Below are 12939 nucleotides of genomic sequence, written 5' to 3' on the forward strand. Positions count from 1 at the left end.
GTAGAGCCCCTCCTAATTTACTGAAATAGTTTCTAGTTCAAGTACCAGTGCAAGCCCAATGGGTTGCTTGTACTTGTCAGTGACAAATGCCAACTCAAAATCCTCAAAAGAGATATTCATATCTTGAAGTTGTGATAAGTCTTCTCCTAGATAATTTTTGAGTTTTACCTTGAAAGTTGGGCAAAACTCTTCTTGACCAATACTTTCAAACTTCTCATAAAGAAGTGTGTCAACAGCAGTTAGGTTTGCCCAAGAGCGTTGGTTCCCTTCGCCCTCATTCATAATACCTGTGTTTATATCAACAACTTTTAGAGAGGAAGGAACTATAACAATCCCAGCCAACGATTCTAGAAGTTTTTGCTGGCTCTTGTAGATACCTAGCGAAATCTTTTTGTCTTCAGTCATTTTGACCTTCTTTCTAGCTTCCCAGCTCCCCGTCTAGCTGTTTAGCTTACGTTAGTAATATGACGAGCTATAAAAAATCACTTAGTTGCAACTTGTAATTTTTATACTTTTAGTATATCTTTAAGTAAAGAATTACTCTAGACGGCACAATAAATGTCCGTTTTTTAGAAAGAATAATGAAAATGATAAATAACAAAAATAATAAACTTGAACATCTGGTATATTTTCAAAAACTATTAGAAAAACTTTCACCCAATTCAATGAATATTGATAATTTTATACAACATTCATTTTCCGAAATATTAGAAAGACAATATCAGCATGATAAGTCAAAAAAAGAAGTAAGGAATAGAAATGAATTTAGAGAAAAATATTTCCAAGTAGATGAACGAACATACAGAAGATGGCGAAATAATGAAGTGGATTCAATTAGGAATGACTCTTTGCCTGATTTTAGAAAATTATCTGTTTTAAAAGAGATGTATAACGAAAATCATATAAATGAATTTTATAAACAAACGGAAAATCAAGATTTGAATATCTATTTAAAAATTTGTTACCAATTAAGAAAACATACCTTATTATTACCAATTTTAGAAGGTGTATTACTTAATATGGAAAAGAATAAAGATTTACCTCCCATTGATTATTGGGAAAAATTAAAATATATTTCCAATATTGTTATTGATATGGAAATATGTGATTTGAAACAGGGAGACCTTTCTTTACCAGCTCATAGTTTTGATAGGAAAAATTCTTTAATAAAAATGAATAACTCTTTTATCAGAGATAAGAAGAGCAAATTATATATAATAGATTATAAAAACCTGTGGTCTCTTAAAAAAAATAATTTGAGAAATTTCGATTATTATCAAAAAGAAATTGATAATGAAAAAAACAGAGATAACTAAAAAAACACCCCCACAAAAATTTGTGGGGGTGTCTGTGGGGGTGCTTCAAACGAAATACTCCCTTTTATATCACCTTTTTCAAGAGCGAAAAGGCTATAGTACTAGGCTTTCAGCCTTAAACAATCTGATATTGATTATTTAAGAGTAACAATTTGCAAATCCTATTTTCTCCCAGTATTAGTGGGTTAATTCCTCAAGTTTCAACTTTGGCAGGAATTTGGTAGGTAAATTGATAATCCAAGATTATCTAAACTGTTTGTGATCTCTTCTGAAATTGTTGAATCACCTGAATAATACCAGTGACTATATGTATTCAACGTGGTTGACTTATCAACATGTCCTAATCGATATGAAACATATAAGGTATCCTTATGCAATACATTTATAAGGTAGGATGCGTGACTATGTCTTAACCCCTTCCCCGTAATTTCTGGTACACCAGTAACCCTAGCATGCCTTTTTATTATTCTAGAGATTGTAGACTTACACAAGGGCTCACCAAAACGTGATATTACATAATCTTTATCATCATTCTTGATTTGAACTTCTCGCCATTTTTTAAGTATTATAATCGTAAAATCATCTAAATCAATTTTACGATTCCCTGCTACTGTCTTTGTTTGTTGTTTAGCATACCATACACCGTTTTTATCTTTCTCAATTGTCGAATGAACATGAATCCATTTACGTTCAAAATCAATATCTTCCCATTTAAGAGCAATACCCTCACTTACTCTTAAACCAGTCATAAAATATAACCAGATCGTCATGTAATTATGAAGTCCCTCATACTCACTAATATCAAAAGAGTTTATTACCTTCTTAAATTCATCAAATGTCCAAAATTTTGTATCAGGGTGCATTCCTCTAGGATTATCTAATCCTTTAAAAGGAACTCTATCAATATAACCCAATCTTTCTGCATAACCCAGACATGCTTTAAATCTAGACCACATATTTTTAGCATAGTTACTAGAATACTTGTCTATAATAGCTAAGCGAAATCTTTCACAGTCAATAGTACTAATATCTGATAATTTTTTACTACCAAATTGTTTAATAAATAACTGATGATGTGGTAAAGCAGTCTGATAAGTTACAAATTGAACTTTTTGTTGATAATATTTTAAATAAATCTCTTCCATAAACTCTCTAAAAGTTAGAAAACTATTATTAATAGTAGAGTTCGCAAATTCATGTTTTAAACGAACTATTTCATCGTATGCTTCTTTAAAAGAACTAAACGGTAAGCCCTGCTGATTTTTCCTTCCTTTCCTCTGAATTCTTTTCCCAGTTATTGGATCAACTCCTAATTCAACTTGAAAATAAATTTTTCCTTTTGAATCTTTGTATACACCTTTATATTTCTTTGTCTTTGATATAACCATTTTTCTCACCTTCTATATCTGAAAAAGAAATACCAATTAAATTTTCTACAATATTTTTAGGAGCAATGCCTAACCTTTTATTATCGAAAGGTGAACATCCTAATTGTACCGCATTCTTATCATTTTTTCTAGCTTCTTCAAACTTTTTTACAGCAATCTTTTTTGCTTGTCTAATAATATTCCTCGATGTGTGCTCTGGAAAACCAATCGCTACTAAATCTTTATAGTTTACTGTTTCCATGATTTTATTACTTCCTTTCTTAGATATTTTACCTCCATGGCATGACTGATGAAGTCATCATAAGAATTTCACTTACTGCTCTTTTACGGTGGCAGCCTGAACGGTCAGAAGTATCATTGTATATCATTTGTATCATGGCATATAAAGTATCGCTCTATTTTATTGATGGTTTTAAAATCGCTCTTATCATGGCGAGCCATGCAAATCTGCTCCACAAATGAGGAAAGTACCATTTTGGACTATTCAATTGTCAAAGAACAAATAAAAAATCTCCTCATTTTCACACTCTATGAAATTGAGGAGATTATTTTCTAAAGCGAATTTTATCAGGAAAATCTGTCAATCCCAATAGGTAGTCTGTACTGACATCGTAAAAGTTTGAGAGAGTTACTAATACATCTGCTGTTAACGTATGCTCACCTCGTTCAATTTTAGCATAAGCTGAGTCTGTAAACGAAAGTGTTTTAGCTACTTGTTTTTGGGTCAAATCGTGATCTTCCCTCAAATCTCTCAAACGTCTGTACATCTAGCTTTCTCCTGAGAAAAGTATAATATATAAAACTAAGAAATCATTCAAAGTGTCCAAATTGGACATTTTGAACTAAAATTAATTTATTAAGCACTTCTCATAAGCATACAAAAATATTTAATGAAAGCCTAGAAGAATTCATGGGTATAAGTACTCGAAAAAGCTGCTTGAGTTGACTCAAACAGCTTGAAAGGATTAAATACTATGTTACACTTGATTCTACAAATAGACTTTAGAATTTCTTTAACATTAGTAGAATAAAGAAAAATAGATAAGTCATCATAGGAACAATAGCTATTTTATACGGTTTTAATAATTTTAAAAATTCCCCGAACGTGACTTCTGAATGTTTTTGACTATTCATTTTTCAACCTCTTTTTGACTTTCAAATATATTAATAGTAGTAAAATCAAATTCCACAATAATAATATGATATGACTAGCAGATATTGCTGATATTTTAAAACTTTCAGAAATAGTTTCATAATAAATGTATGGTAAAGCCCCAGGAAGTACACGTTCAATATAGGGTATAACTAATATCGGAAATAGCAGTAAAGTAGCTAACGCTGTCATCGAACTCTTATTGGGAGAGTTTATCTTCGGATTACTTACTTGAATTATTTGAACAAGAGATTAAGCTAATTACTGATAAAAAGACTAATACTCAATTTTCAAACAACCTACCAACCCCTATCTATTTAACACTTAATCTAAATTTATTCCTACGAGCTATCCTAAATATTATCAATAATGCGATGGACCATTCAAAAAGCAATTATCCAGTAATAAGAGTAGACTACAAATTAATAGATAATAAATTTTACATTTCCATATGGAATAGTGATTCTTCATTTTCGGAGAATTTACTCGAGAAATACGGGTCACTATTCTATCAAGACAAACAGGCAACAAATTCAGAGCAAGGAAGTCATTTCGGAATTGGTTTAGCATTTGTTAAGCGGATAGTGAAAATTCATGGAGGACAGGTAAATTTGAGTAATTTTGAGAACGGTGCTCTTGTCACTATTTGTATGCCAGTCTAGCCTTTAGTTTTCAAATATTTTTATGCCAATATGTTAATTATAGAGATTAGTCAATCAAAATATTCTCTTGAAATTTTGGATTAGCCTTATTAGTAGTAATATTTAACATTTTTACAAATTCTTCCAATCTTCTAGCAAGTCCCTCGTACTCATAAAGATAATGCTCTAGCTCCTCTTGCGATATGAGTATTTCGTGATTTACTTTTTCTAATGATGCTGATTCTGTTAAGTTCAATTTTGAAAATTCATATCTCGCTAATTTTCGACCACTAAGTTCTTCACTCTTCAAATTGATAAGCACTTCCGCCATCTTGTTTAAGGTGGCAATTTTTTCATTGATTTGATTTAGTTTTATATCAATCTCTGCTATTTCTTTGACTAACTCGTCTTTAATGTCTTGGTATTTCTTATCTGCTTCAGTTAATTCAATGAAGAGGTTAATCTCAGTTATCTTTTCCTGTAGACTCTTAACTGTAGGTCTTCTATATGGTATTACTCGACTATCGTTGGTTAGCTGTCTAATCAAGGTTCGTCCTTTTATATACTGATTCTTATCCGAATGCTCTTTGTTATAGACAAAGTATGAGGTTGTCTCACGGATATAGACTTTATATTTTGTCTGATTCTCTTCTTCAAGAATATCTAATTGATAGTTGGGAATGAAAATAAGACCGCTCTGTTTGACACCGAAAGACACCTTGATATAGACGCCCTTATCAACTAGCTTCTCTATTTGGTGCTCTGCAAGTTCCACTTCAAATTCATGAACGGCATCTCGTTTTTCCTTAAATGTCTCAAAGGCTTCTTCAATCTCTTCAGTGGATACCTTATCCTTATCTCGTTCTTCTTGAAAAGCATGGTATTGTTCCGGTAGATTCTCTAATCCTTCTGAAATGCTGACTTCTTTATTTTTAAAATAATCTTGAAAAAAATTGACATCATATAATTTCTTATCACTTATTTTTTTATGACCTAAACTTATCTTTTGACTATCTTCTTCCAAGATAAAGGTTACATTTTTTTGTTTTAAATAAATGGTTAGATTTAATTCTTTTGCTTTTGTCAGTAACTCTTCTAAAGAATTAACGAGGGGCAACAGAAATTCTAATCGACTTTCAATCTCTTGCTTGGCAAAATGTGTACGAAAAAAGTCTTCATCATATAAATCTCGTTTGCTGAGTTGACGGCCTCGAATTGGTTTTGTCATTGCTCTATCCATTATTATGAAGCGACTATGCTTCTGACTAAGATCAATTTGAACATGTAATTGCTCTGCTTTTCCTAAAAAATCGTTAAAGGACTTCGACTGCTGCATCAAAAAATAAAGGCGTTGCTTCAATTCAAATTTATGACTAGACTGCCTATATTTTTGGTAATCACAGTACGAGTAACGTTTCTCAATAATTTTCGCTCCTGCCATTTTAGAAATACGGTCTGAAATCATACGGAGATTTCGTTCCAAGGCATAATTCCATATTAACTTTTTATCTGAATTACTGTCTATGGCATTGATTAGGATATGGTTGTGGATATGATCTTTGTCTGTATGAGTTGCTACGATAAACTTAAAGCGACCTCCTGTCAATTCCATCATAGTCTCGTAACCAATTCGATTGATTTCTTTCGGTGTTAAATTATCCTCAGGAGAAAATGATTGAATGAGGTGATGAGCATGAATAGTTTGCTGGTGTTTTTCTTGTCGATCATTTCTGGATTCGTACAACTTGTCGTTATTAGTAAAGTTAACATTGTACATTTCTACCATTTCTGCATGGCTAGGAAAGTCTAAGTAATTACTCATGCCAAAATCAGATACTAATTTTAGATTATCTGTTTTATCTGGATCGAGGATATACTTAATCAAACGTCTGCGATATTTTTTACCGTGAGTCGCAAAATGCTTAGTGACTACCATGAAACTCCTTCAGTCTTTTCACTTCCACTTGAAATTCTTTGTCCACTTCCTTAATTAACTCTCCAACTCCTTTACTCAAGTCTTGTAATTGTTCCTGGGAAATCAGATGGCTTTGATTAACAGCACGCGCAATTTGATTGATATTATTTCCAATCCTTCTCAATTCAAAAACCAACCGATCATATGTGTCGGTGTTAATTATGACAAAGGACATGTTCGGATTCAATAACACTCTTCTAGCATAGACTGAAAAATTTTGACAATTGCTCTTCGCAATTCGCTCATTCAATTGATGTAATTCAGAATCAGTTAGAAAAACTTTTTTGAGATTGGTACGATAGCGATAAACCATAGCAGTCTCCTAGCCCGTATACTTTTCACAGAATTCACGACTGAGTGGCTGAGCTTGATTGACTTCTACAATTAATTCTTGAACACAAGTCAATAAGATTGAGACGTGTTCTTGAGTCACTTGATGATTCTCTCTTGCAATAATCAAAACCTCATGTACATCTCGACTAATCTGTTCTAACTTCTGAGAGTTCCAAAGAGATAACCAACTTTCAAAAATTCTATCCTGATAATTCTTTTTCAATAAATTCTGACGAAGAAATTCTGAGAAACTATCCATTTTTTGTTCCCTCATCATTTCTTTTATCTGTTTTTCTTCTTGTCTCGTGATTCTAAATTGCTTTCGGATTGACTTAATTTCTTGTCCCATTCTGATATCCCTTCAACATTCTACTTGTCTGACAGTGTAAGTCTACCTCACATTGTCAGTACGCTTCCTAAAGTCCTCACTCGCTTCTTGTTCGGTCTTTGCGAGCTCAGATATTGTGTCCACAATATCCCAAAAATCATATCGTCAGCCTATCAAAACCTTCTAGTTTTGACAGCCAACGATAAAATAGCTTGGTGACTTCGCCCCCAAACCCCCATAGAGAATCAAAAATTGATTTTCTATGAATGATATTAGGATAACAGGGAAGATTTGAAAAAGGTATCACAGCTAATATAGTTATGATTGACTTTCTCTGATTCTATGATAAAATTTCTGTAAACTAATATTTGGAGAAATAAAAATGCTGAGTCTAGATCAAATACATTTACTATTGAATACTCCCGAAGATGAGTTTCATGATTTTAAACAAAAATGGCATCATTCAAAAACTGAATTGGTGCGTGATATCTTAAATTTTGTCAATACATCACATCACGAAGATTGTTATATCATCTTTGGAATTGATAATATCACTTTAGATATAATCGGTGTACACAATGATGATGATAATAGAAGAAATGAAGAAGATCTAACAGATTTACTACATAAACTCTTTATATCAACAAATAATCAAATTAAAATTAGCATACAAACTGAAACTATAGACAACAAAGAAATTGACATCTTAATTATTCATGATACAGATAAGGTTCCTGTATTTTTAACAAAAGATTATAAGCCTAAGAAAGATACTGCATTACCAAAAGGATTAATATATGCTAGAAATGGCTCTATAAATACTCCTAAAGACTCCTCTGCTCCTTTTGAGTTAATAAATAAGTTGTTTCAAAAGTTTAATCATACCGACTTAAATATCAAAGAGCAGTATTTTCATGTTTTAAAAGACTATAAAAATTGGTTCTTCATTGAAAATGAAGACGGAAGATTTTTTATTTATAATCCTAATCCCGATTTTTATATTAAACTTACCGACGATGATGCAAATCGTTTCAAAACTATGTCTTATAGTTTAAATCAATACCAGACTAATATTGATTGGCAATTAGTACAACTTCGATATCGTCATCTTACAATTGACGAATGTATGGCTATATATTTGGATCAAGGTAATTGTCTAGTCCCCTCTCCTGATTTAGAAAGTTTTAAAATAGATTCTCACGAGAATATTTATTATCATTGTCTATACAAAAATACTTTAAAGTACCAATTGCTGAAAGTATTTTCTTCAATACCTGGTCTCGAAAAATATCCTTTAACTAGATTTAAAGACAGTATCGTAATTTATGATACAAAAATAGAACTGAAAAAGACTCACAGCTTAATAAAAAGTAAATTCACACCAGAAAAGATAATAGAACAACTTGAAGTCTCAGAAAAAGATTTCGATTATTACTATAAAAAAGCGAGACAAAAAAATCCTGATTATAATATCCAAGAAAATAAGATAAATTTAACTGAATTGAACTTAGTTAAGTTATTGAAAAGTTTTCAAAAAAATATATCTTGATAACCTACTGTAACAGTTTTAACTACTTAAAAAGACAAAACAAGGTATAGCAATTAGTTTATCTAAAAAGCTAATTGCTATACCTTAATCATTATTAATAACATCGACTAAACTAGATTGAGTTAGTAATGAATATATCTCATTAATATTTCTAGTATTTTGTGGCCAATTATTTCTCAATTTACAGTATGTGAATATTAGGTAACTTTTTGCTCTTGAAAGTGCGACGAAGAATGTACTTTTATCTTCTTCTGGTTGATTATTAAAATTCCAGAATGCAGAGTCCTCTAACCCTAGAAAATAGACTGCCTCGTATTCTAACCCTTTACTTTTATGGATAGTCATAATTGAAATTGAGTTTTCACCCTTGAAGTTAGATACTATATTTATCCAGTCATCTTGTGTTTGAGAATATTCTTTGTATAATAACTTTGAAAATTTCTTGACAATAATATCTAGATCACTTTTTCCATTGTATATTGAAAAAGTGGAAATAATTCTTATATCACCTATTTTTTCAATAATACACTCAATTAAATTTAGCATGCTATCTTCATTAGGAATAAAATTTGAAATTAGGGAAGTAATATCACTAATTATATTATCAATCTCCTTGTAGGATTTTGCCAAAATTAATTCACCAGTAAATTCATCTATTCCATTGATATTTCCATAAAAATTACTAATATTTTCCCAAATTAAAGGATCTCGTTTTCCTTGACTGCATGATATTAAATCTAATAATAGGTTACAAGTAGGGTCTTTTAAAAGCTCTTGATATTCATTTTCAATTCTTGCTTTAATCCCTTTACTGTTTAATGTAGTTATCAATTTTGAACTATAATCATCAACCTTCTGTTTTGCTAGAATACAAATTTTTGATGGTCGTATACCTCCTTGAATTTTTGATTCTATATCATTTGCAATTAACTCAGCTTCTAAACTTTCATTTTCAAATTCAAATAATGTTATTTCACCCTCTTGAAATTCTGGATAATTATTTGTCTGAATAGAACTGTGATTACTATTTAATATCTGATGAACCTCTTTTTGAAATTCTACAAGTTTAGGTACAGAGCGGTGATTCATCAACAATTGATATTCATTTGACTTAAAGTCTCGAATATAGTCTGGAAAAATATCAGGCTTTGCACCTGCCCATCTCATAATGGCTTGCTTATTATCTCCAACTGCTGTTAATTTACAAGACGAACCTAAAAAACAAGTTTTTAATAAATTATACTGGGCATGTGTAGTATCCTGAAATTCATCTAGAAATACAAAATCGTATGTCATTTGAAGTGCTTTACGGATGTATTCGTTATTAGCTATTATTTGAGTACTCAACTTTGTTATTTGCCTATACAAGAGTACCGGCTTATTATCTTGTGTTCCTTTTAGTAAATCCTTTTTTAATTTGTGAGTATTCCCGTCATTAAGTATAATATTTTCGACAAAATTTCTTATATCCGACATTCTCCATCCATTAATTCCATTTATAGAGAGTATTTCTTTTATAGTATCCCAATCTTCAATCAAATAATCTTTTGATGGTCGTATAGCCTCAGGTAGAACATCTCTAAATTGGTCTAAAATTCTCTTTTCAAAAGCCGAATAGGTTAAAGAGGTAAAACGAGAAGCATATTCATCACCATAATGTTTCTTAACTCTTTCTTTCAAATTTGATGCAGCATCCGTTTTGAAACTTAATGCTAGAATTTTTTTCGGAGAAACGCATTTATTTGTAGAGAATAGATAGTCTAACTTTTGAGCTAGTAATTCAGTTTTCCCCGCGCCTGGTCCAGCAATGACTAAACAGTTAGTCACATCTTTGACGGCTCCTAATGCAGCCTCTTCTAAAATGATATCTCCTTTAGGAAACCACTCCTCACTCTTTACCATGTTCAATATCTCCAAGTAATTCTTCAGCACGTTTAACCATTTTTTCAAATACAGAGGGTAGATTTCTTGTTAATTCATCATCACTAATAGATGATAAAAATTGCATATGAGTTGTTGGCTTTCCTCTACCTAAAAAGAAATATTGATACCAAATCATTAATTCTTTCTCTTCTCTAGTAAAACTATCCCCTGGTCCACTCTTATCCTTTAAAGTAGCTATCTTTGCTTCTTCTATACGTTTTTCGAGACCTTCTAACTGCAATTTATCAATACAATCCAAATCAGTTAATTTTACTTTTTTACTATTTCCATCTGAATCAGCATATGAAACGACTGGTCCTTCTTTCAAAGATAATGTACCCAGATAATGTTCCTTATAATGTTGTAACATCAAGAAATCAATATCAAGAGGTGCAGAAAAGAATATATTGAATTTTTCTAAATGATTTATCCAAGATAACAATGGTTGTGAGAAGATATCACATATCTGCCAAGAACTAATTCTAGCAATGTCTTCATCTTTCAATATTCTACCATCTTTCAATTTCACTAAATCACTACGCTCAATACCTATTTCTAGTAACTGTTGGATAACATATTTTACTCTTCCCCAACCACCTCCGTATCTTTCATTATCAAAGTCTAGTAAAGTAATATGAGGTATTTTTAGAGAATTTAATAATTTCCAAAAATAGTTAACATGTCTTCCTCCTAAAGGCACAATTGAAATCTGAGAGCTATCTATCTCATTCCCAAGTAAATCAAAAAACTTTGGTAATAGCAGTTCCTCACTATCACCTTCACCTAGAACTACTAACTTGGCAAAATATAGTTCAGGATATGCTTGAATTGCTCCTTTAATATATTTATAAGATTCATCAGTATCTTGAGGTAGTTTTATATCAGAAACAATGGTTTGAAGAACTCTGTCATTACTTTCAATTCTTAAATACCTCAATTCTTCTGGTTCAATTCTTTTTACAATAGCTGGGGAATGTGACGTTAAAATTACTTGAGAGTTGTCATTATTACTCAACTGTTTAAACCTTTTCACCAGTTTACCAATGTGATGTGGAGCAATATGATTTTCTGGCTCCTCTATTGCTAAGATAGTTAGTATTGGAGGTATCAGCTTAAATCTTGGATTATCAGGATTTTCTTCACGATCTTTTGTAATCTCTAACTCAATATCAAGTATTGAATCAACAAGTGAAAAATAAAAAATAGATCTCAGTCCATCTCCTAAATCTGAAACTGTAAATGCTTCTTCAGTAGTCGTTGGTGAAAATTTTAAGGCAATCTGTCTGAGGGCTGCCGCCATCTCAGAAGAATTAATAGTTAACTCTGCCTGAGAAAAACGGTTATCTTCATGATATAGTTCCCATGATTTCTGAATCTCTTGGTTGATTTGAGTTAATGCTCCATTTTCAGATAAAAAAGTATTATTCAACTCATCAATTTTATCTGTAATTTCATTTGTCTCATCCTCGGTCCAATTTATACTATTTACAAGTCTACTTAACATACTACCAGAAGCATTCCCCAGCTCCTTCTCAGGTGTCCTTGAAGCTGGCACATACAGAACTCTGATTTTATCTAAATCTTTTCTTGGTGCACGATGCTTATCTTCTTCTTTAAACTCCTCTTCACCAGATGAAATATAATAGATTTGAGTATCAATACTTCCTTCAATTGTTCCATCATCTTCCCAAGAAGATTCTAACCTGATTCGTAGAAATGGTTTGGCACCATCTTGAGAAACTGTAAAGTGTTCGAAAAACGATGGAATTGATGGACTATAGAGAGTTCTATAAAGTTCATCAAACTCAAAAATAGTTTCTATAAAGAGGTTTCTAATATTTTCTCCGGGCCTTGAACCTTTTGGAAGGTGAAAATCACTTTTTCTAATTATTCTATCATTTTGTTTGTCCGAAAACAGCTTACTCAATGCTTGTAATACAGTTGTTTTTCCCGAACTATTATTCCCAATCAGTACCGTTTGATTGTTTAATTCAATAATTTGACTTTCACCGAATGATCTAAAATTATTAATAATTACTTTTGTTAACTTCATTTCTTATCTCCATTACCTGAAACTAATTCACACAACCGTTCCTGTCCCACCTTCAACATCTCTTCCTCGACCTTACTCTATTACCCCAAAAGGCATCATTGAAGAGTGACAGAAGCTTAACCTTGATCTATTTTTGAAGCATAGACTCATCTTCTATGAATCCTTGGCAAATAGTGTCTATAAATTCTGTTGAAATGGTACTTGTTCCGTTTTTATAACAGCTAAGGGCTATTGCGTAAAATTTATACAATTCGAGCAAATCTGTTTTTATCAGGCCATG

General features: G+C 31.6%; 12 protein-coding genes. 3 read left to right on the forward strand and 9 right to left on the reverse strand.

Annotation, left to right across the window (positions count from 1 at the left end; all coding sequences use genetic code 11):
- Positions 1-12 precede the first annotated feature (12 nt).
- Positions 13-405, reverse strand: coding sequence for a hypothetical protein (locus BLS46_RS03395; RefSeq protein WP_093585684.1), 393 nt, complete (start codon positions 403-405; stop codon positions 13-15).
- Between the two features lie 182 nt (positions 406-587).
- Between BLS46_RS03395 and BLS46_RS03400 the strand changes: the two genes are divergently transcribed.
- Entirely contained in the window at positions 588-1316 is a 729-nt protein-coding gene (locus BLS46_RS03400) for a hypothetical protein (RefSeq protein WP_180364037.1), read from the forward strand.
- Between the two features lie 200 nt (positions 1317-1516).
- Here the strand turns inward: BLS46_RS03400 and BLS46_RS03405 are convergent, their stop codons facing one another.
- The 3 genes from BLS46_RS03405 to BLS46_RS03420 all read right to left on the reverse strand — a co-directional run bounded on the left by BLS46_RS03405 (position 1517) and on the right by BLS46_RS03420 (position 3471).
- Entirely contained in the window at positions 1517-2704 is a 1188-nt protein-coding gene (locus tag BLS46_RS03405; protein ID WP_084972545.1) for a tyrosine-type recombinase/integrase, read from the reverse strand.
- Complete coding sequence (locus BLS46_RS03410; protein ID WP_000450956.1) at positions 2676-2945, reverse strand: DUF3173 family protein; 270 nt, start codon at positions 2943-2945, stop codon at positions 2676-2678. The genes BLS46_RS03405 and BLS46_RS03410 overlap by 29 nt, the downstream gene beginning before the upstream one ends.
- 304 nt (positions 2946-3249) lie before the next feature.
- Positions 3250-3471, reverse strand: coding sequence for a helix-turn-helix domain-containing protein (locus BLS46_RS03420; protein WP_084972546.1), 222 nt, complete (start codon positions 3469-3471; stop codon positions 3250-3252).
- Between the two features lie 736 nt (positions 3472-4207).
- Between BLS46_RS03420 and BLS46_RS03430 the strand changes: the two genes are divergently transcribed.
- Positions 4208-4519 (forward strand): ATP-binding protein, encoded by a 312-nt coding sequence (locus tag BLS46_RS03430; protein ID WP_257367071.1) that lies wholly within the window; start codon positions 4208-4210, stop codon positions 4517-4519.
- Between the two features lie 46 nt (positions 4520-4565).
- Here the strand turns inward: BLS46_RS03430 and BLS46_RS03435 are convergent, their stop codons facing one another.
- Genes BLS46_RS03435 through BLS46_RS03445 form a run of 3 tightly spaced genes read right to left on the reverse strand, consistent with a single transcriptional unit; the run spans position 4566 to position 7155 of the window.
- Positions 4566-6434: an SAG1250 family conjugative relaxase gene (locus tag BLS46_RS03435; protein ID WP_084972547.1), complete on the reverse strand. Its 1869-nt coding sequence runs from the start codon at positions 6432-6434 to the stop codon at positions 4566-4568.
- Positions 6421-6786 (reverse strand): MobC family plasmid mobilization relaxosome protein, encoded by a 366-nt coding sequence (locus BLS46_RS03440; protein WP_084972548.1) that lies wholly within the window; start codon positions 6784-6786, stop codon positions 6421-6423. The genes BLS46_RS03435 and BLS46_RS03440 overlap by 14 nt, the downstream gene beginning before the upstream one ends.
- Positions 6787-6795: 9 nt before the next feature.
- Positions 6796-7155, reverse strand: coding sequence for an SAG1252 family conjugative relaxosome accessory protein (locus BLS46_RS03445; protein WP_084972549.1), 360 nt, complete (start codon positions 7153-7155; stop codon positions 6796-6798).
- Between the two features lie 361 nt (positions 7156-7516).
- Between BLS46_RS03445 and BLS46_RS03455 the strand changes: the two genes are divergently transcribed.
- Positions 7517-8683 carry an ATP-binding protein gene (locus tag BLS46_RS03455; RefSeq protein ID WP_084972550.1) on the forward strand — a complete coding sequence of 389 codons (1167 nt, stop codon included), beginning with the start codon at positions 7517-7519 and terminating at the stop codon, positions 8681-8683.
- An 84-nt stretch (positions 8684-8767) separates the two neighbouring features.
- Here BLS46_RS03455 and BLS46_RS03460 read toward each other — a convergent pair whose 3' ends face one another.
- A complete protein-coding gene (locus tag BLS46_RS03460; protein WP_084972551.1) occupies positions 8768-10585 on the reverse strand; it encodes a UvrD-helicase domain-containing protein in 1818 nt (605 codons plus the stop codon).
- On the reverse strand, positions 10572-12659 hold the full coding sequence (locus tag BLS46_RS03465; RefSeq protein WP_084972552.1) for an ATP-dependent nuclease: 2088 nt from the start codon (positions 12657-12659) through the stop codon (positions 10572-10574). The genes BLS46_RS03460 and BLS46_RS03465 overlap by 14 nt, the downstream gene beginning before the upstream one ends.
- Positions 12660-12939 lie beyond the last annotated feature (280 nt).

Origin of the sequence: Streptococcus sp. NLAE-zl-C503, assembly GCF_900104285.1 — a bacterium.
Classification (GTDB): domain Bacteria; phylum Bacillota; class Bacilli; order Lactobacillales; family Streptococcaceae; genus Streptococcus.